Origin of the sequence: Bradyrhizobium sp. A11 (assembly GCF_042077125.1) — a bacterium.
Lineage (GTDB): Bacteria > Pseudomonadota > Alphaproteobacteria > Rhizobiales > Xanthobacteraceae > Bradyrhizobium > Bradyrhizobium japonicum_B.
On record NZ_CP149509.1, the window covers coordinates 2,851,308 to 2,870,938 of the forward strand.

18 protein-coding genes and 1 tRNA gene are annotated in these 19,631 nt (G+C 64.4%); 14 read left to right on the forward strand and 5 right to left on the reverse strand.

Going from position 1 to position 19,631, the window contains the following annotated elements:
• The first annotated feature begins 14 nt into the window (after nucleotides 1–14).
• Entirely contained in the window at nucleotides 15–1,658 is a 1,644-nt protein-coding gene (locus WI560_RS13115) for an acyl-CoA dehydrogenase family protein (protein ID WP_375308343.1), read from the forward strand.
• A 146-nt stretch (nucleotides 1,659–1,804) separates the two neighbouring features.
• Nucleotides 1,805–2,569, forward strand: a complete 765-nt coding sequence (locus WI560_RS13120) for a lysostaphin resistance A-like protein (protein WP_375308344.1) — start codon at nucleotides 1,805–1,807, stop codon at nucleotides 2,567–2,569.
• On the opposite strand, the gene WI560_RS13125 is transcribed toward WI560_RS13120, so the two are convergent.
• Nucleotides 2,570–3,493 (reverse strand): AEC family transporter, encoded by a 924-nt coding sequence (locus WI560_RS13125; RefSeq protein WP_375308345.1) that lies wholly within the window; start codon nucleotides 3,491–3,493, stop codon nucleotides 2,570–2,572.
• 3 nt (nucleotides 3,494–3,496) lie between these two features.
• Complete coding sequence (gene ruvX / locus WI560_RS13130) at nucleotides 3,497–3,976, reverse strand: Holliday junction resolvase RuvX (protein ID WP_135163671.1); 480 nt, start codon at nucleotides 3,974–3,976, stop codon at nucleotides 3,497–3,499.
• A gap of 45 nt (nucleotides 3,977–4,021) precedes the next feature.
• On the opposite strand from ruvX, the gene WI560_RS13135 reads away from it, so the two are divergent.
• Together WI560_RS13135 and WI560_RS13140 are read left to right on the forward strand one after the other, a co-directional pair.
• Nucleotides 4,022–4,234, forward strand: a complete 213-nt coding sequence (locus tag WI560_RS13135) for a hypothetical protein (protein ID WP_257195097.1) — start codon at nucleotides 4,022–4,024, stop codon at nucleotides 4,232–4,234.
• Between the two features lie 343 nt (nucleotides 4,235–4,577).
• Nucleotides 4,578–6,731, forward strand: a complete 2,154-nt coding sequence (locus WI560_RS13140) for a DNA/RNA non-specific endonuclease (RefSeq protein WP_375308346.1) — start codon at nucleotides 4,578–4,580, stop codon at nucleotides 6,729–6,731.
• A 107-nt stretch (nucleotides 6,732–6,838) separates the two neighbouring features.
• On the opposite strand, the gene WI560_RS13145 is transcribed toward WI560_RS13140, so the two are convergent.
• Together WI560_RS13145 and WI560_RS13150 are read right to left on the reverse strand one after the other, a co-directional pair.
• Nucleotides 6,839–7,774 carry a cyclase family protein gene (locus WI560_RS13145; protein ID WP_375308347.1) on the reverse strand — a complete coding sequence of 312 codons (936 nt, stop codon included), beginning with the start codon at nucleotides 7,772–7,774 and terminating at the stop codon, nucleotides 6,839–6,841.
• Nucleotides 7,775–7,957: 183 nt separating this feature from the next.
• Entirely contained in the window at nucleotides 7,958–8,848 is an 891-nt protein-coding gene (locus WI560_RS13150) for a LysR substrate-binding domain-containing protein (RefSeq protein WP_375308348.1), read from the reverse strand.
• Between the two features lie 95 nt (nucleotides 8,849–8,943).
• Here WI560_RS13150 and WI560_RS13155 point away from each other — a divergent pair, with 95 nt between their 5' ends.
• The 9 genes from WI560_RS13155 to WI560_RS13195 all read left to right on the forward strand — a co-directional run bounded on the left by WI560_RS13155 (nucleotide 8,944) and on the right by WI560_RS13195 (nucleotide 17,143).
• Entirely contained in the window at nucleotides 8,944–9,984 is a 1,041-nt protein-coding gene (locus WI560_RS13155; protein WP_375308349.1) for an NAD(P)H-dependent flavin oxidoreductase, read from the forward strand.
• The gene (locus WI560_RS13160) at nucleotides 9,974–11,050 is read left to right on the forward strand and encodes an NAD(P)H-dependent flavin oxidoreductase (RefSeq protein WP_375308350.1); all 1,077 of its coding nucleotides are present in this window, start codon (nucleotides 9,974–9,976) and stop codon (nucleotides 11,048–11,050) included. The genes WI560_RS13155 and WI560_RS13160 overlap by 11 nt, the downstream gene beginning before the upstream one ends.
• Nucleotides 11,051–11,190: 140 nt before the next feature.
• Nucleotides 11,191–11,478: an Asp-tRNA(Asn)/Glu-tRNA(Gln) amidotransferase subunit GatC gene (gene gatC / locus WI560_RS13165; RefSeq protein WP_025036738.1), complete on the forward strand. Its 288-nt coding sequence runs from the start codon at nucleotides 11,191–11,193 to the stop codon at nucleotides 11,476–11,478.
• A 24-nt stretch (nucleotides 11,479–11,502) separates the two neighbouring features.
• Nucleotides 11,503–11,727, forward strand: coding sequence for a hypothetical protein (locus WI560_RS13170; RefSeq protein ID WP_375308351.1), 225 nt, complete (start codon nucleotides 11,503–11,505; stop codon nucleotides 11,725–11,727).
• Nucleotides 11,724–13,199, forward strand: a complete 1,476-nt coding sequence (gene gatA, locus WI560_RS13175; protein WP_257180129.1) for an Asp-tRNA(Asn)/Glu-tRNA(Gln) amidotransferase subunit GatA — start codon at nucleotides 11,724–11,726, stop codon at nucleotides 13,197–13,199. The genes WI560_RS13170 and gatA overlap by 4 nt, the downstream gene beginning before the upstream one ends.
• Nucleotides 13,190–13,495: a hypothetical protein gene (locus WI560_RS13180; protein ID WP_028135945.1), complete on the forward strand. Its 306-nt coding sequence runs from the start codon at nucleotides 13,190–13,192 to the stop codon at nucleotides 13,493–13,495. Before gatA ends, WI560_RS13180 begins: the two co-directional genes overlap by 10 nt.
• Nucleotides 13,492–14,976, forward strand: coding sequence for an Asp-tRNA(Asn)/Glu-tRNA(Gln) amidotransferase subunit GatB (gatB, locus tag WI560_RS13185; protein ID WP_375308352.1), 1,485 nt, complete (start codon nucleotides 13,492–13,494; stop codon nucleotides 14,974–14,976). Before WI560_RS13180 ends, gatB begins: the two co-directional genes overlap by 4 nt.
• 1,595 nt (nucleotides 14,977–16,571) lie before the next feature.
• Nucleotides 16,572–16,838: a hypothetical protein gene (locus WI560_RS13190; protein ID WP_375308353.1), complete on the forward strand. Its 267-nt coding sequence runs from the start codon at nucleotides 16,572–16,574 to the stop codon at nucleotides 16,836–16,838.
• 95 nt (nucleotides 16,839–16,933) lie between these two features.
• Nucleotides 16,934–17,143, forward strand: coding sequence for a hypothetical protein (locus tag WI560_RS13195; protein WP_028135948.1), 210 nt, complete (start codon nucleotides 16,934–16,936; stop codon nucleotides 17,141–17,143).
• Between the two features lie 138 nt (nucleotides 17,144–17,281).
• On the opposite strand, the gene WI560_RS13200 is transcribed toward WI560_RS13195, so the two are convergent.
• Nucleotides 17,282–17,374, reverse strand: a tRNA-Ser gene (locus tag WI560_RS13200).
• A gap of 636 nt (nucleotides 17,375–18,010) precedes the next feature.
• On the opposite strand from WI560_RS13200, the gene WI560_RS13205 reads away from it, so the two are divergent.
• Complete coding sequence (locus WI560_RS13205) at nucleotides 18,011–19,576, forward strand: porin (RefSeq protein WP_375308354.1); 1,566 nt, start codon at nucleotides 18,011–18,013, stop codon at nucleotides 19,574–19,576.
• Nucleotides 19,577–19,631 lie beyond the last annotated feature (55 nt).

Below are 19,631 nucleotides of genomic sequence, written 5' to 3' on the forward strand. Positions count from 1 at the left end.
GCCGAGGAAACGTGATGACCCAGCCGAGCTTTGCGACCCACGAGGTCTTCAACCAATCACCGCCGTTCGAGGATATCGACCTGTTCGCCGTGGACCGGCCGCTGGTCGAGGCGGTCAAGGCCAATGGCGGCGCGGCGGCGGAACGCGAACTCTCCGAGTTCGGCAGGCAATGGGGCTCGGCCGCGATGGCCGATCGCGGGCGCCTCGCGAACGAGAACACGCCGAAGCTGCGCAGCTTCGACGCCAAGGGCAATCGCCGCGATCAGGTCGAGTTTCACCCGGCCTATCACGAGCTGATGGCGCACAGCGCCCATGCCGGCGTGCACAATTCGACGTGGACGGCGAACGGCAAACCGGCGGGCGATGCCGCCGAAGTCATTCGTGCGGCGAAATTCTACATGGCGGCCCAGGTCGAGACCGGCCACCTCTGTCCGATCACGATGACGCGTGCCTCCGTCGGTGCGCTGGCGATGCAGCCGGACCTGCTCGGCAGGGTGATGCCGGTGCTGTCGACCAGGAGCTACGACCCGAGCTTCGCGCCGTGGTGGGGCAAGCGCGGCATGACGCTCGGCATGGGCATGACCGAGAAGCAGGGCGGCACCGACGTGCGTTCCAACATGAGCCGCGCGGTGCGCGATGGCGAGGCCTATCGCATCACCGGCCACAAGTGGTTCATGTCGGCACCGATGTGCGACGCCTTCCTGGTGCTGGCGCAGGCCGAGCAGGGCCTGACCTGTTTCTTCATGCCGCGCTTTGCACCGGATGGATCGGTCAACGCGATCCAGTTCCAGCGGCTGAAGGACAAGCTCGGCAACCGCTCCAATGCCTCCTCCGAGGTCGAGTTCGTCGGCGCCTATGCGCAAGTCGTCGGCGAGGCGGGCAAGGGCATCCGCACCATCATCCAGATGGTGCAGCTGACGCGGCAGGATTGCGCGATCGCCTCGGTCGGCCTGATGCGCTCGGGGCTGGCGCATGCGCTGCATCACGCCCGTCACCGCAGCGTGTTCCAGAAGCATCTGGCCGATCAGCCGCTGATGCAGGCGGTGCTGTCGGACATGGCGCTGCATGTCGAGGCGAGCACGGCCCTGGTGATGCGGCTCTGCCGCGCCTTCGATCGCACCCCGCACGATGCGGCGGAGGCCGCCTATATGCGGCTGCTCACGCCCGCGATCAAATACTGGACCTGCAAGAGCGCGCCGCCGTTCCTGTATGAAGCCATGGAATGCCTCGGCGGCAACGGCTATGTCGAGGACGGCATTCTGGCGCGGCATTATCGGGAATCGCCGGTCAACGCGATCTGGGAGGGCTCGGGCAACGTGATGTGCCTCGACGTGCTCCGCGCGCTCTCGCGCGAGCCGGAGGCCGCGACGGCGGTGCTGCAAGCGCTTGCGGCCGAGACCAAGGGCTTGCCGGGAGCGAGCGAGACGGTCGCTTTCGTCGGCAAGACTTTCCGGCGTGCCGACGGCGAGCGCGTCGCGCGGCTGGCCGTCGAGAAGTTGGCGCTGCTGGCCGCGGCCGCGGCGCTGAACGGCGTGTCGCCGCGCAATGCCGAATTGTTCGCGGCGAGCCGGCTCGCGGCCAATCATGCCAGCATGTACGGCGCCGTGGAGCTGGACAGCGGCGAGGTCCGGGCGCTGCTGGAGCGCGCGCTGCCGTGAGGAGAGCCCAGCTCAACCTCTCGTCATGGCCGGGCTTGTCCCGGCCATCCACGTCTTGTTGTGCGGCACGAAGAACGTGGATGCCCGGGACGAGCCCGGGCATGACGACCTCTCGATAGTTTGCGCGACCCAACGAAAGCATCCTGATGGATTCCCTCAATCCCGACCATCCGCCGACGACCGTCACGCCGGCGACGCCGCGCGTCTGGAAGTTCTGGGGCACGGCGCTGTGGGGCCTCTTCATTTTCGTCGCGATGTTCGTCGGACAGATCGGCGCCGTCGTCCTGGTGGCAGCGCAGCGCGGCCTGCCGATGGATCTCGCCTCGATCCAGGTCGTCGGCCGCGAGCCGCAGACGCTCGCGCTCTCGGTCATCATGGGCCTGCCGGCGACGCTTCTGGCGGTGTGGCTCGCCATCGCCATCAAGAGGGCGTCCTTCGTCGACTATCTCGCGCTGCACTGGCCGTCCTGGAAGCAGCTGCTGCTCGGCGCGGTCGGCCTCATCCTGCTGGTGCTGGTCTGGGAGACGATGTCGCGCGCGCTCGGCCGCGAGGCGACGCCGGGCTTCATGACCGATCTGCTGAAATCGGGCCGCGACAAGGGCGCGGCGCTGCTGCTTCTGTTCGCCTTCAGCGTGGCCGCGCCGATGTCGGAAGAGGTGTTGGCGCGCGGCTTTCTGTTCCGCGGCTGGTCGGCGAGCTTCCTGCGCGTGCCGGGCGCGATCCTGCTGTCGTCGCTGGTCTGGACCATCGTTCACCTGCAATACGACCTTTACTTCCTCGCCGAGGTCCTCGCCATCGGCCTTTGGTTCGGCTACATGCGTTATCGTGCCAATTCGCTCTGGCTCACCATCGTGCTGCACGCGCTGAACAACATGACCGCGGTGGTGCTGACGATGTGGCTGGGCGCTTGATCAGGCCGCCAGCGCGATCGCAACCGGCATCGTGATCGCCGCACAGATGGTCTGCAGCGTGATGATCTGCGCCAGCAACGGGGCGTCACCGCCCATCTGCCGGGCGAGGACATAGGCGCTCGACGAGGTCGGCACCGCCGAGCAGATCGCGACGATCGCGAGGCTGTTGCCGGAAAGCCCGAACCAGACGCCGAGCCCCAAGGCAAACGCAGGCATCAGCACCAGCTTGAGCACGACGCCGATCGCAGCGCCGGCGCTGGGGCGCAACAGACCTTCCAGATGCAGCCCGGCGCCGGTGACGAGCAGGCCGATGGCGAGCGAGGAACTGCCGAGCGCATCCGCCACCTCGTGCCATAGCCTCGGCAGCGGCAAGTGGCTGACATTGACGGAGAGGCCGATGATGCAGGCCCAGATCAGGGGATTGCGCACCAAGGTCATGACGATGGCGCGGGCGGATTGCCTTTCGGGCGATGCATAGCGAGCGAGCACCGAGACGCTGAACACGTTCACGAGGGGGATGATCGCCACCATCGCCACGGAGGCGAGCGCCAGCCCGACATCGCCGAACAAATTCGCGGCGATCGACAGCGCCACGAAGGTCTGCCAGCGCGTCGCGCCCTGGAAGATCGAGGTGAAGGCGGGACCGTCGACGCCGAGCCGCGACAGGGCGGGGCGTAGCGCGAGGCACAGCAGCGACATCGCCAGCGCCGCCAATAGAAGCGCGCCGCCGACGCCGGCCACCGGTACCTTGGAAAGGTCGGCCTTCACCAGGGTCTGGATCAGCAGCATCGGGAACAGCACGAAATAGGTCAGCCGCTCCAGCCCGTGCCATTGCGTGTCGAGCCGCATCAGGCTGCGCTTCAGCACGACGCCGAGCACGATGAGGATGAAGACCGGCAGCAGCGCCGCGATGACGACCGGCATGGGTCAACCGGTGCGGAGATTGGCGAGACGGTCGAGCGCGCCTTGCAGGATGAAGATGGCGGCGTGCTCGTCGATCACCTCGGCGCGCTTGGCGCGGCTGACGTCCATGCCGATCAGCTCGCGTTCGACCGCCGCGGTCGAGAGGCGCTCGTCCCACAGGCCGATGGGAAGCGCGGTCAGACCGGCGAGATTGCGGGCGAAGGCGCGGGTGGATTGCGCGCGCGGGCCCTCGCTGCCGTCCATGTTGATGGGCAGGCCGAGCACGAATCCGGTCGCCTTGCGCTCTGCCGCGATCGCGAGCAGCCGGGCCGCGTCCCGCTTGAATTGCGTGCGCTGGACCGTCTCGACGCCGGTCGCCAGTCTCCGGTCCGGGTCGGACACGGCAACGCCGATGGTCTTGGTGCCCAAGTCGAGCCCGACCAGCGCGCCGCGCGCGGGCCAGTGGGTTGCAGCATCGACGAGAGGCAGGATAAGAGCCGGCATGCGAAGCGCATATCACGCGTCACGCCGCGGAGTGAACCCGAAACAATGGATGCGCTGACATTATTCGGCCTGTTCGCCGTCTCGGCGATGCTGGTCACTTACGCCCTGGAAGATCGCAGCCACTGGTTCGTACTGCTGTTCGCCGCGTCCTGCGCGCTCGGCTCGGCCTATGGTTTTCTCCAGGGTGCCTGGCCGTTCGGCCTGGTCGAGGCGATCTGGGCCGTCGTGGCGCTGCGGCGGTGGCAGCGCAGGGCGTAGATCGTCCGACGGCCCCACGACCCGCGAAATTGCGACAGGCGGCCACATCCATCATTTGTGGCAAATCTCACACTGATGACGCCCAGACCATGGCAAGATGCCTGTGGTTGCGTGCCAATGAATGTGCAGGTTTAGAGTGACGCGGGGTATATGCCCGCGATTTTCCAGAACGATCGGCCGTGGCCCGCAATCCGACCGCGCTGCAACCTTGGCGCAAATTTTCTGGCGCCCCGACCGCGTCCCATATTCGCCCAGTCATTAGAGGAGTCACATGCTCATCAAGCCAAGCCTGATCGCGGGCTCAGAAAGGCGATTCAAGCAAGCCGAGTTCTCACCCGAAGCCTTGAACCGGAAATTGGGCGACGGTCCGATCGAGATGTCCGTCGAAAAGATGCGCGTGCGCCAGCGCCAGCTGCTCGCCGAGACCCAGGACATGGAGAAGGCCGAGATCGGCCTGGAGCGGATCATCCAGGGCAATGATCTCGACAGCATCAATTATCTCGCCAAGGGGACCGCCGCCTCGCGCTCGGTCTGCCGCATCCAACTCAGGGATCTCAAGTCGAACCTGCTCGGCTATGGCTCGGGCTTTCTGATCGGGCCGGGCCTGCTGCTGACCAACAATCATGTCTTCGGCAAGCCGGCCGATGCGGCCAATTCGATCGGCGACTTCAACTACGAGCTCGACATTTCCGGACACGAGCGCGCGCCGGTGCGGTTCGGATTCGAGCCGGGCAGATTTTTCTACACCAACGACAGGCTGGATTTTTCGGTGGTGGCGGTGGCGCCGACCTCGCTGTCCGGCGGGCAGGAGCTCGAGGACTTCGGATGGCTGCCGCTCAGCGCCGCGCCCGGCAAGGCGGACCCCGGCGAGTACCTCACCATCATCCAGCATCCCAGCGGGCAGATGAAGCAGGTCTGCGTCCGCGAGAACAAGCTGCTCAAATATGTCGGCGACTTCCTCTGGTACAACACCGACACGACGGCGGGGTCGTCAGGCTCGCCGGCGTTCAACCGCTTCTGGCAGGTGGTCGCGTTGCACCACAGCGGTGTTCCCCGGAAGAATGCGCAGGGTCATACCCTGACCAAGGACGGCAAGGTGTGGAAGCCGTCGATGGACGAATCCCTGATCGACTGGATCGCCAACGAAGGCATCCGCATCAGCGCGATCGTCGCCGATCTCAAGGTTGCCGTCGGCTCCCATCCCCTGATCAAGCCGGTGCTGGACGAGGAGGAGCCGCCGGTCCGGCATGAGATTGCGAAGGTCCGGGCGCCGGCTGCCGCGCCTGCCTTCGGCGCCAATGTCTGGGTCGAGCAGTCCCTCGACGGGACCTCGCTGGTGGTCCCGATCCGCGTGCCGTTGCCGATGTTCAAGAAGGACATCCCGTTCGCGCCGTTCGCACCCGCGCCGGGACCTGCGGGAGGCAACGGAATGGCGCCGAACGGCGGCATGACAAATGGCGGCGCGCCCTTGATCGCCCGGCCGGCCGGCCTGCTGCCGCACATCAGCGCGAACAACGGCCTGCCGATGGAAGCCGTGCATATCGATCAGAGCACGCTGAAATCGCGTCCCGGATACAAGGCGAATTTCCTCGGCACCGGCAAATTCTCGGTGCCCTTGCCGAAGATTCCGGCCTCTCTCAAATCCAGGATCGCGATGCTCAAGGGAAGTTCCAAGCAATCCGAGCTGAAATATTTCAACTACAGCGTGGTCATGAACAAGGATCGCCGGCTGGCCTTCTTCAGTTGCGTCAATATCGACGGCGGCAAGCAGCAGGACGTCGGCAAGCGCGAGGGCGATTCCTGGCTGCGCGACCCGCGCATCGACGACGACGCCCAGATCGGCGACGAGTTCTACCGCAAGCAGGCCACGTTCGAGGCGGATCGCAGCAAAAATCCGTTCGACCGCGGTCATCTCGTGCGCCGCCTGGATGCCACCTGGGGCGACACCGTCGCCGCGGCCAAGCAGCATGGTGACGATTCCTTCCATTTCACCAATTGCGCGCCGCAGTTCTTCTCGTTCAACCAGGGCAAGCAGCTCTGGGCGGGACTGGAGGACTATACCCGCGACGTCCTGCTCGAAGGCGAGGAGAAGGGCATCGTCATGAACGGCCCTGTGTTCGACGGGCCGGACGCCGACGGGTCCGATCTGCCCAACCCGGCGGGCCGGCCGCACAAGGATCCGAGCTTCGGCGGCGTCCAGATCCCGAAATATTTCTGGAAGATCCTGATCCGGCGCAACGAGGACGACGACGCGCTCAAGGCGGCGGCCTTCCTGATGAGCCAGCGAAAGCTGGTCATGGAGATCGACCGCATTCAGGAGATGGACCTGCGCGAGCGGATGTCGGAGGAGGACGTCAGCGTGTTTCAGGTCTCGATCGCGGACCTCGCGAAGCTGACCAAGCTCGATTTCGGCAATCTCGCTGATGCGGATTCGCACGAGGCGACCGCGGTCGGCCCGCGGCGGATCGAATCTTATGAGGATATCCGGCTCAAATAGGGGCTTTCTCGTACGGTGCGAAACGATGCGTAATCGGGTGAGGGCAGCGGTGCTCAGCAGAGACACCGCATGACCTCACCCGACGGTCTTCCGGACCCGCCTCGGCGTCAGCGGATCGCGATCGGGTTGATCATCGCCTGCACGCCGCCGGTCCAGCGCGGCTGTCCCAGCACGAACAGGAATTCATAACCCTTGTCCCGGGCCAGCGCGGCCGTATCGAGGTTCTCCAGGATGTAGGTCCCGTTCATGGCGAGCAGGATCTGGTGCACCTCGAAGACATTCTTCGATTCGAAGGGCAGGACCTCTACGCCCCAGGTGTCGGCGCCGACAGCGACCACACCCTTGCCGGTGAGGTATTTGGCGCCTTCGACGCCGAGGCCGGGTTCACCGGCCGAGTAGCGCTTGTCGTCCTTGCCGACCAGGCTGAGCCAGCCGGTGTGGAAGATGACGACGTCGCCTTGGCGGATCTCGACGTTCTGCTGCTTGGCGGCTTCCTCGATCTCCTTGACGTTGAAGGCGGTGCCTTCCTTCACCACGTCGGTCTTGAAATAGGCGGCCATGTCGAGCAGGACGCCGCGGGTGACCATCGGCGGCACCTTCTCGATGCCGAGCTTCTTCAGCCCGGTGGGATCGGCAAAGTCGGCGAGCTTGTTGCCATTATAATAGACGTGCTCGACACCGAGATGTCCGAGGCCGTCGAGCTGGGTTCCGACGCCGACCCAGGTATTGAGGATGTCATCGTTATAGGTCGCCTTGTTCGGACCAAGGCCGCTGCTGCCGGCCTGTCCGGGCTGCACGATGGTGATCTTGTAGTCGCGCGGCGGATAGGCCGGAGTCTTGGAGTCGACGGCCATTCCGAGCGCATAGGTCTTGCCGGTCTTCACCAGCGATGCCGCTTTCACCACCAGCTCGGGCGTCATGTAGTTGGCGGCGCCGACCTCGTCGTTCGGCCCCCATTTCGATTTGGTCCAGTCCTGTGCGCTTACAGTTCCTGAGATCGCCGACAATACGGCGACACAGCACAACACGAGCGTATTGCGCATCGATAGTCCTCCCGATGTTCTTGCCGATGTTTGGCTTCGTTATGGTTCTGCGCTGGCCAGTCAGTCATCCTAACGTAGAATGATTGCGGGCTTCAAAGCTTTTTGATGTGCTGCGTTGACGCGGAAGGCGACGTGGAATCTGCGATGGATTTGTGACGAATTTCGCGCAGTGGAACGCTCGCCTCAGGCGGCGATGACGTCGTGGTCCTTCTTCAGGCAGTCGGCAAAACCGCTCAGTGCGCTGGTTTGATGTCCGGCGCTGCGGTGGATGAACACTGTCTCGACGCGCGCATGCGCCGGGCTCAGCGCGTGGATCGTGATGCTGCCATTCATTGCGCTGCGCTCGACGACCGCGCGCGGCAGCAACGTCACGCCCATGTCGGCGGCGACGCAGCCGATCATGCCGTCGAGCGTGCCGAGCTCGAAGCGCGCGGCCGACGGCCAGCCGAACTCGACGAACACTTGTTCGAGTCGCTGGCGGTAGGTGCAGCCGGTGCGGAACACCAGCGCGGTCGGACCGGATTCCGGCGTGCCGGCGCGCAGCTCGGCAAGCGAAGCCCAGCGTCGCGCGCTCACGAGCACCAGCTCTTCGCGGAACGCGCTCGTCACGATGAGGTCGGCATGCGCGATCGGGCCGGCGACGAAGGCACCGTCGAGCGCGCCGTCGAGCACGGCTGCGACAAGGTCGGCGGTCGGCGCCGTGCGCAAGGAAAGCCGCACGGCGGGAAAGCGGCGGTGGAAATCGGCGAGCAGGGGCGGCAGCCGCACCGCCGCGGTCGTTTCCATCGAGCCGATCACAAGCGGTCCCTTGGGCTCGCCATCGTCCCGCGCGGCCAACGCGGCCTCGCGCGAGAGCGCGGCCATCCGTTGCGCGTAAGGCAAGAGACGCTTGCCGGCGCCGGTCAGCGTCATGCCGCGGCTGTGGCGTTCGAACAGCGCCGTGCCGATCTCCGCCTCCAGCGCCTTCACGCGCTGAGTGACGTTGGACTGCACCGTGTTCAGCTCCTCGGCGGCGCGGGTGATGCCGCCGGTGCGGGCCACAGTGGCAAAGGTCTGGAGATCGCTGAGTTCCATGGCGCGTTTCTCTTTTGAGATGGCAGCATTCTATAGAATTCAATTTTGAAGAATGTTATTTGCGCCTAGTCTTCCTGTCCAGAGAGGGAGGACCCATGCCGTTCGCCACGCCGCTGACGGAGCTCCTCGGGATCAGACATCCGATCCTGTCGGCTCCCATGGATACGATCGCAGGCAGTCGGCTGACCCGCGCGGTCAGCGAGGCCGGCGGATTCGGCATCCTGGGTGGCGGATACGGCGACGCCATCCGGCTTCGGACGGAAGCCGCAGAGCTGAAGGGCTTTGCACCGTTCGGCATCGGCTTCATCACCTGGAGCCTGGCGAAACAGCCCGACCTGCTCGACGTCGCGCTCGACGCTGCCCCGCAGGCCATCATGCTGTCGTTCGGCGATCCCGCGCCGTTCGCGCCGCGCATCAGGGAGCGCGGTGCGCGACTGATCTGCCAGGTGCAGAGCGAGGACATGGCCAGGCAGGCGCTCGATGCCGGCGCGGAGATCCTGGTCGCGCAGGGCACCGAAGCCGGCGGCCATGGCGCATCGCGCACCACCATCGACATCGTGCCTGCGATCGTCGATCTGGCGGCCGGACGTGTGCCGGTCGTCGCGGCCGGCGGGATCGCCGACGGCCGGGGCCTTGCGGCGATGATGATGCTGGGCGCATCCGGCGTGCTGATCGGCACACGTTTCTATGCGAGCGTGGAGGCCAACGGCGCGCAGGAGGCCAAGGAACGTATTCGCATGGCGACCAGCAACGACACGGTGCGCGGCGTCGTTCCCGACTGGTCGAGGAAACTATTCTGGCCGGCTCCGTTCACGGCACGAACACTGGTCAACGATCACATCAGGCGCTGGACCGGCCGCGAGGTGGAGCTGATGCAGCGCGCGGGCGAGGTTGCCGAGGACTACGCTGCGGCGAAAGCCGCGGGCGATTTCGAAACCGCCGCCGTTTTCGCCGGCGAGGCGGCCGGACTGATCCATGATATTCCACCCGCCGCCGAGATCGTCGCGCGGATCGCGATCGAGGCGGAGCAATTGCTGGAAGGAAAGCGCAATTCGGTGACGGCGGCGCGAGATTCTTCACCCCTCCAGGGGAGGGTGAAGGCAACAACGAGCGAGAGAACAAACCATGTGGCCTGACCGTCGACTGATCGACCTCTTCAAGACCGAATTTCCGATCGTGCTGGCGCCGATGGCCGGCGTGATGGATGCGGAGCTGGTGATTGCGGCGGCGCAGGGCGGCGCGCTAGGCTCGCTGCCGAGTGCGATGATCACACCGGAGAAGGCGCGCGAGCAGGTTGCTCTGATCCGCCAGCGCGTCAAGGCGCCGGTCAACATGAACTTCTTCTGCCACACGCCGGTCGAGCTCACGGCGGAGGCCGAAACGCGCTGGAAGCAGCGACTCGCGGGCTATTACGCCGAGCATGGTCTGGATCCCGCAGCGCCGATCGCGGCGGCGAACCGTGCACCGTTCGATGCCGCCTTCTGCGATGTCGTCGAGGAGCTAAAGCCGGAAGTCGTCAGCTTCCATTTCGGCCTGCCTGAGCAGGCGCTGCTCAAGCGGGTGAAGGCTGCCGGCTGCCTCGTCATCTCGTCGGCGACGACGGTGAAGGAGGCGGTCTGGCTCGAACAGCGCGGCGTCGATGCCGTGATCGCGCAAGGTGCGGAGGCGGGCGGCCATCGCGGCATGTTCCTGACCGACAAGATCGCCGAGCAGCCTGGCACTTTTGCGCTCGTGCCGCAGGTCGTCGATGCCGTGAAGGTACCGGTGATCGCGGCCGGCGGCATTGCCGACGGGCGCGGCATCGCCGCGGCCTTTGCGCTCGGTGCTTCCGGCGTGCAGATCGGCAGCGCCTATCTGCGCTGTCCGGAATCGAAGGTCAGCGCGGGCGGCCGCAAGGCGCTTGCCGAGGCGGGCGATGAGTCCACCGTCATCACCAATGTGATGACCGGCCGGCCGGCGCGCGGGGTCCAGAACCGGCTGATGCGTGAGGCTGGCCCGGTGTCGCCGGATGCGCCGCCCTTTCCACATGCCGCGACCGCACTGGGACCGCTCAAGGCCGCCGCCGAAAAGCAGGGCCGGGTGGATTTCACCAATCTGTGGGCCGGTCAGGCCGTGGCCCTCGGCCGCGAGGTCCCCGCGGCCGAATTAACCCGGGATCTCGCCAAATCGGCGCTGGAGCGCATGAAAGCGCTGGCTGGATAGGTGCTTTAGGTTCTTGTTTGCGCATCATCTTTTCGGAAAACCGCTTCACACTTTTCCGGATCACGCGCTAGCGCCGGTTGCGGCGCAAAAGCGGCCTCTGCTATACGGCACATGGGTTTTGCCGTGAGAGGCCTTATATAATGTCCGTCGACGCCGCTACCGTCCGCCGCATCGCGCATCTGGCGCGCATTGCGGTTTCCGAGGACGAGGTTCCGCATCTTCAGGGCGAGCTCAACGCCATGCTCGCCTTCGTCGAGCAGCTCTCGGAGGTCAATGTCGAGGGCGTGGAGCCGATGACCTCGGTCACCCCGATGCAGATGAAGAAGCGGCAGGACGTGGTCGATGACGGCGGCATCGCCGACGATATTGTCGCCAACGCGCCCGCGACCGAGGGGCACTTCTTCCTCGTGCCGAAGGTCGTGGAGTGAGTCTCCTATCCAGGACGTGGTCCGATGTGTCTGCTTTGCGACGATGAGAAGGCCTATCAGGCCTACATGAATTACCTCGACAAGATGGAGCGGCAGGGCAAAGCCGCCGATCCCAATGTCGCCGTCAATGCCGTGCTCGACGAGATCGAGGCCGCCGCGAATGCCGCGGCCAAGAAAAACGCCATGCAAGACGACCCGGCCAACGACAAGACCCTGTCTCCGTTCTTCTGCAGCCCGATCAATAAATGACCGATTTGACATCGCTGACGCTCGCCGAGGCCCGCAAGGGTCTCGCCGACAAGACTTTCACGTCGCTCGAGCTGACCGACGCGCATCTTTCCGCGATCGAAGCCGCGCGCGTGCTCAACGCCTTCGTGATGGAGACGCCGGACCAGGCGCGCAGCATGGCGAAGGCCGCGGACGAGAAGATCGCCAAGGGCGATGTCGGCCCGCTCGCCGGCATTCCGCTCGGCATCAAGGATCTGTTCGCAACCAAGGGCGTGCGGACCACGGCGTGCTCGAAGATCCTCGGCAATTTCGTGCCGACCTACGAATCGACCGTCACCTCGCAGCTGTGGCGCGACGGCGCCGTGATGCTCGGCAAGCTCAACAACGACGAGTTCGCGATGGGCTCGGCCAACGAGACCTCGTGCTTCGGCCCGGTTGGCAATCCCTGGCGGCGCGAGGGCAGCAACACGACGCTGGTGCCCGGCGGCTCGTCCGGCGGCTCGGCCTCGGCCGTGGCGGCGCTGCTGTGCATGGGCGCGACCGCGACCGATACCGGCGGCTCGATCCGCCAGCCGGCGGCGTTCACCGCGACCGTCGGCATCAAGCCGACCTATGGCCGCTGCTCGCGCTGGGGCATCGTCGCCTTTGCCTCCTCGCTCGACCAGGCCGGCCCGATCGCGCGCAGCGTGCGCGATGCCGCGATGCTGCTGCGCTCGATGGCCGGACACGACCCGAAGGACACCACCTCGGTCGATATCGCGGTGCCGGATTACGAGGCTGCGATCGGCAAGTCCGTGAAGGGCATGAGGATCGGCATTCCCAAGGAATATCGTCTCGACGGCATGCCGGCCGAGATCGAGAAACTCTGGGAAGAGGGGGCGGCCTGGCTGAAGGCGGCGGGCGCCGAGTTGGTCGAGGTGTCGCTGCCGCACACCAAGTACGCGCTACCGGCCTATTACATCGTGGCGCCGGCGGAAGCATCCTCCAACCTCGCGCGCTATGACGGCGTCCGCTACGGCCTGCGCGAGCAGGGCAAGAACGTCATCGAGCTGTACGAGAACACCCGCGCGGAAGGGTTTGGCGCGGAAGTGCGGCGCCGCGTCATGATCGGCACCTACGTGCTCTCGGCCGGCTATTACGACGCCTATTATCTGCGCGCGCAGAAGGTGCGCACGTTGATCAAGAAGGATTTCGAGGATTGCTTCGCGAGGGGCGTCGACGCGATCCTCACCCCCGCGACGCCGTCGGCCGCCTTCGGCATCGGCGAGAAGGGCGGCGCCGATCCGGTCGAGATGTATCTCAACGACATCTTCACGGTGACCGTGAACATGGCGGGCCTGCCCGGCATCGCCGTGCCCGCCGGCAAGGACGCGCAAGGCCTGCCGCTCGGCCTGCAGCTGATCGGCCGTCCCTTCGACGAGGAGACGCTGTTCTCGCTCGGCGAGGTGATCGAGCAGGCGGCCGGCCGCTTCACACCGACGAGGTGGTGGTGAATGTGGCCGATTTCATCGCGAGCCTCGACGGCGCGGCGCCTGCGCCGGATCTGAACGCGCCGCTCAGAGGCCTCTGGTGGGCCGCCAAGGGCGACTGGGACCGCGCACACAAGATCGTTCAGGACGACAGCGGTCGCGACGCCGCCTGGGTGCACGCTTATCTGCACCGCGTCGAAGGCGATCTCGGCAATGCCGGCTATTGGTACCGCCAGGCTGGCCAGCCGGCGGCGAAGGATTCATTGGAAGCGGAGTGGGAGCGGATGGTTTCCGCGCTGCTCGGGGATGGAAAAGCATGAACGCGTCAGTCAGACAGGGAAAACTGATCAAGGGCCAGACCGGCGACTGGGAAGTCGTGATCGGCATGGAGGTCCATGCCCAGGTCACCTCGCAGTCGAAACTGTTCTCCGGGGCCTCGACCGAATTCGGCGGCGAGCCCAACAGCCATGTCTCGCTGGTCGATGCGGCGATGCCGGGCATGCTGCCCGTGATCAACGAGGAGTGCGTCAGGCAGGCTGTCCGAACCGGGCTCGGCCTCAACGCCGCGATCAATCTGCGCTCGGTGTTCGACCGCAAGAACTATTTCTATCCGGACTCCCCGCAGGGCTACCAGATCAGCCAGTACAAGTCGCCGATCGTCGGCGAGGGCGAGGTCGTCGTCGAACTGGACGGCGGCAAGGTGGCCACCATCGGTATCGAGCGGCTGCATCTGGAGCAGGATGCCGGCAAATTGCTGCATGACCAGTCGCCGACTATGTCCTATGTCGATCTCAACCGTTGCGGCGTGGCGTTGATGGAGATCGTCTCCAAGCCTGACATCCGCGATGCCGAGCAAGCCAAGGCCTACGTGACCAAGCTGCGCTCGATCCTGCGCTATCTCGGCACCTGCGACGGCGACATGGAGAAGGGATCCTTGCGCGCCGACGTCAACGTCTCGGTGCGAAAGCCGGGCGGGCCGCTAGGCACCCGCTGCGAGATCAAGAACATGAACTCGATCACCTTCATCGGCCAGGCGATCGAGTACGAGGCGCGGCGTCAGATCGAGATCCTGGAGGAGGGCGGTCTGATCGATCAGGAGACGCGGCTCTACGATCCCAACAAGGGCGAGACGCGCTCGATGCGCTCCAAGGAAGAGGCGCATGACTACCGCTACTTCCCCGATCCCGACCTGCTGCCGCTGGAGTTCTCGCAGGGCTACGTCGATGAGCTGAAGGCTGAGCTGCCCGAGCTGCCGGACCAGAAGAAGATGCGGTTCGTCGCAGACTTTGGCCTGTCGGCCTATGATGCGAGCGTGCTCGTTGCCGAGCGTGAGAGCGCGGTTTTCTACGAGACCGTACTGGACAAGCTCGGCAACCGTGCGCGCGACGGCAAGATGGCGGCGAACTGGGTGATCAACGAGCTGTTCGGCCGTCTCAACAAGGAAAGCCGGGATATTACGGGCTCGCCGGTGAGCGCCGAGCAGCTGGCTGCGATCGTCGATCTGATCGGCGAGGGCACGATCTCCGGCAAGATCGCCAAGGATCTGTTCGAGATCGTCTGGCAGGAAGGCGGCGATCCCCGCGCGCTGGTCGAAAGTCGCGGCATGAAGCAGGTCACTGACCTCTCGGCGATCGAAAAGGTTGTCGACGACATCATCGCGGCCAATCCGGACAAGGCCGCGCAGGTCAAGGACAAGCCGCAGTCGCTCGGCTGGTTCGTCGGCCAGGTGATGAAGGCATCCGGCGGCAAGGCCAACCCGCAGAGCGTCAACGACCTGCTCAAGTCCAAGCTCGGCGTCTGACACCCGCGCGTTCTAACGAGGTGACGGACAAGTCTCGTCACCTCGCTTTCGTTCCTCGATGCGACGTTCGCACGCATCCTCGGCGGCAAACTTCATCCCGATCGGCGGCGATGTGACGACCGAATCGCCGTGGCGCGATTCGCGCAAAACGGCGTCTCGCGCACGCTTCGACGAGCGCTCGCGCCGTTAAGCATGAAAATATTTTCGTTGCCAAAATTCGCGACTCAGAGTCCGCGAAGCGCCTTTGCGAGGTGATCGCGGGATTGCCGACGTCCGTCATCGCGACGATCGCGTGCGATGCGCGCGTGCAGGAAAATACTTGCTGCGTAGTGTTTTTCTGCATCGCATGTGCTGCGAACATCGATGTTGCGAGCACTCCCTGCGGTCGATCGCACGCGTCGGGCTGTGCGCTTGCACCGCGCTCGCCAAGCGCACGCGCGTTGTGTCGTCAACACTTCTTTAAGCGAGACGCTGTTTTTTTCTTTGTGTTGGTGTATTCGGGATGAAGTGCATTCGATCCCCGAGTGCACGCAGCGATTAAAGCCATCTCACACATCGGAGGGCAACATGGCCAAGAAAGCGAAGAAGGCGAAGAAGGCGAAGAGCGCAGTGAAGAAGACTGCGAAGAAGACCCGCAAGGTCGCCAAGAAGAAGAAGTAACTTCGACTTCTGAAGTTGCCGGCTCCTAGCCGGCACGTCATCAGCGCCTCCTCGAGGTTCTGATCGACGATAGAGGGTGTCGGCGAGACATCAGGTCAACGGTCGGATCGTTCGCTTTGACGGTCCGACAGAAGAAACGAGTTTTCTTCGTTCGGTGCGGTTCTCCGGAATGGGGCTCCGCAATTTCACAGGCGGCCTTCGGGTCAACGTGAAATCTGGTCCTGACGTGTTCGCCGACGCCCTCGTTCTCCTGAGGCCGGGGTATTGCCGGCATTCCCATTTCCCGACATTGCTGATCTGATGCGCGAGGCGATCGCACTGCCACGGCTGCGCAGCCCTGGAGCAGGCGAGGGGCCGCGGATTGATGGCGCGCTGCTTGCGCGCTCGCTTCTCCAGTCCCGGTCTCGTCGCCCGTCGCCGGCCGGACCATCCGGCCGCCGTACTCTCTCTGGGATCCTGGGTCGCCCGCCTGCTGCCTTCGCCGAAGCTTCGGCGTCCCGGGACTGCAAGTCTGGCGAAGCTTGGCGTGGCCGGGCAGCGGGTGGCGACAGCGAGGATCGATGCCACACGACGCGCGCCACAGCGCGCGATGGTTATCGATGTCCCAAAATCCCGCGGTAAACGGAATCTGACGAATCGCAGAAGTGCCTGCGAATCAGGGACTTCTTGAAATCCGCGCGTCGGCGCCGCGCGGGCGCGTTTACGTCTGCTTCATCGCGATACTTAAACTGCCATTCAAATTTGCCCGCCATCATCGCCTCCAACAAGCCGGCAAACGGCAATGGGCAACAAGCCTTTTGGCAACGAGCCTTTTGGCAACAAGCCCTGGGGATGAGTTGAACGATGCACGATCCCGGGAAGGGTCATGCACATCAGAGTTGGACGGGAGCCGCGCTCGGGGGAACGAGGCGGCATAAGAACAAAGGGGATGCGTTATGTTTCAGGGTACCTTCGATATGGAGACGGCAACGCCGATCGACGCGAGCGCGCTGTCGGACGTGCTGTTCGAGCGCGGCATCTATTGGGCGAGCGGCCGCTCCGGCCTCGTCGATCTCGTCGCCGCGCACAAATGGTTCAATCTCGCCGCGCTGAAGGGCCGCAAGGACGCCGTAGCGCTGCGCCAGGAGATTGCCGGGCAGATGTCGGATGCCGAGATCGCCGCCGCACAGCGCGAGGCGCGGGCGTGGGTTTCCGCCCATTGAATTGAGAATCGCACCCGCACCCGTGTTCGCACGGGTGGGCCTGGTTGCGCTGAATCAAGTTTCTCCGTCGTGCCGCCCCATAAGACCCGAGCGGCATGAGCGAGCCCGACACGAATGGACAATGGCTGCCGATTCAAATCGCGCCCGACGAATGCGATCTGGAACTCGGACGTCCGCACAAGACGGGGATTCTGCCCTGGGCGTTCCCCTGCCGGCGCCGGTCCGGCGTCTGGTTCAACGTCTGGGCCGACGAGGCCGTGCTGATTTCGCCCTCGCATTGGCGGATCTGGCGGTTCCACCGCTAGACGCGGGCGCACACATATAAAGTCAGTGCGAATCGGGATGAATGCAGCCGCGCCGATCCTTGCCCAGGCTTTCGCACCGGTCTCACGGTCGCTTTCAGGTGAAAGAACGCAAAGACCCTGAGTGATTCTGCCGCTGGGTGGCGGAGAGGGAGGGATTCGAACCCTCGATACAGCTTGAGACCGTATGACGCTTTAGCAAAGCGTTGCCTTCAGCCACTCGGCCACCTCTCCGGTGCGAGCCTTATGCATCTAATTGCTTGGGCCGGTCAATTTGGAAGCGTGTGTTTTCGCTCGAATATTCCCAGCGATCTTGGAAACGGGCGGTTTGCCGTCAGGCGCCATCTCAAGAAGGCCCTCTATATAGATGCGTGGCTGGATTGCCGAGCGGTCGCCGGGAGGCGGGGCCTGTCCAGCTGTGGCGTTTCCCGGGCCTTTGAGTCTCGGTCCGATTCTACGATTCGCGCTTCCATCTGAGCTGCATCGCGCAGGGCCCGGCCTCCGGCGCCTCAAGTGAGGAGTTTTGGTGGCAAATGGAACCGCTTCAAAAAGGCTATTAAAAACAATATGTTGCGAGGGCGTTGTGATCACATCTGCGTGTTATTTGTGCAACACCCGTCGGAAAACCAGCTCCATGGGCCCGTTTCGAAGCGTTCTGTTGTTGTGTGTGCAAGGACGTTCGGTAATTGTGACTGAGCGACGGAGGGGGGCATCCCGAGGTCGTCCCGTTTAGGTCATTCGCTTAAGTCCCTCGCGTTCATGCGGGTGTGTCCGAAGGCGCGAAGGGGACCAAAGCGGTGATTTAGAGGGGGTTGGGGAATTGGCCGTCCGGTCAGTAACCTTCCCTGAAGAGCAACTTGGAGGTTTAACATGAAGTTGGTTAAGAGCCTTTTGCTCGGCTCAGCGGCGGGTCTGATCGCCGTGAGCGGAGCTCAAGCAGCCGATCTGCCGGTCAAGGCCAAGGCGGTCGAATACGTGCGGATCTGCTCGCTGTACGGAGCCGGTTTCTACTACATCCCGGGCACCGACACCTGCATCAAGCTGGGTGGCTACGTGCGCGCTGACGCGCTCGCGAACACCAACGGCGACTACAGCATCGGCCAGGGCGCTCCGCAGGGTGGCAAGAACCGCCTGAGCGGTTACTACACGACCCGCGCTCGTATGGACTTCACCGTCGATACGCGTACGGCGACCGAATACGGTGTGGTTCGCACCTACGCCGACATGGTGTTCTCGTACGACACCCCGTCCGTCACCGGCTCCGGCGGCGGCACCACCGCTCCGACCGGCGCGGCCTCGCTCGGCCTCTACCACGCGTTCATCCAGTTCGCTGGTTTCACCTTCGGCCGCACCGTCTCGATCTTCGACGCTCCGTGGCAGAGCTATCCGGCTGGTGGTCCCGACTTCCTTCCGGGCGGCACCAACTGGGTCACCGGTATCAACCAGATCGCCTATACGGCTGACTTCGGCCAGGGCATCACCGGTTCGGTCGCGTTGCAGGATCAGTCGACGGGTGCCAATGGCCAGTCGAACCTCTGGAACGCCTCGGCTTTCTCTGCTGCCGGTTCGGTTAGCAGCGCTGGCGTCGTGACTGTGACCCCGGCGGCGACCGTTGCGGCTGCGGCCATGATCCAGGGCCAGTACGGTGTGTCGGACTGGGGTGGCACGCGCGTGCCCGATATCGTCGGTCAGGTTCGTGTCGATCAGGCCTGGGGTCTGTTCCAGCTGTCGGCCGTCGCGCATAACATTCACTCGGGCTACTATGGCTCGACTGAAGTGACCAACCATCCCGACGACAAGTGGGGCTGGGCTGTTGCGGGCGCCTTGTCGATCAAGAACATCCCGACCGGTGCGGGTGACACGATCAACTTGCAGGCGGTCTACACCGACGGTGCTTCGCACTACAACTTCCAGAGCCTGTTCCCGCAGACCATGTTCATGTACGGCGGCAGCGGCATTGCGTACCAGAGCCTTGCCTTCGCTGGTATCGCTGATGGCGTCTACGGCACCATTGGTGGCGTCGGCACCGGGATCGACACTGTCAAGACCTGGGGCTTCCGCGGTGGTTACACCCACAACTGGGCTCCGGGTTGGGCTTCGGGCATCTACGGCGCCTATGCTTCGCTTCGCTACGGCGACACGGGCAAGGCTCTGATCTGCGCGAACTTCGTTGCGGGTCTGGCTCCGTCGGCCGGCGCCGCCGGATGTAACCCCGACTTCAACCTCGCGGTTGTCGGCGGCAACTTGGTCTGGACTCCCGTCAAGGGCCTGTCGTTCACGACGGACGTGAGCTACGTCTGGCTCGACCAGAAGTACTCGGGCACGATCTCGGGCGCCGGCACCGCGAACTCCGCGGTTGCGAAGCCGGCAACCACGTATGAGCTGAAGGACCAGGGTAACCTGCAGGTCCTGTTCCGCGCTCAGCGCAACTTCTAAGATCAATCTTCCGATTGATCGGAAAACCCCGGCAGGAAACTGCCGGGGTTTTTAT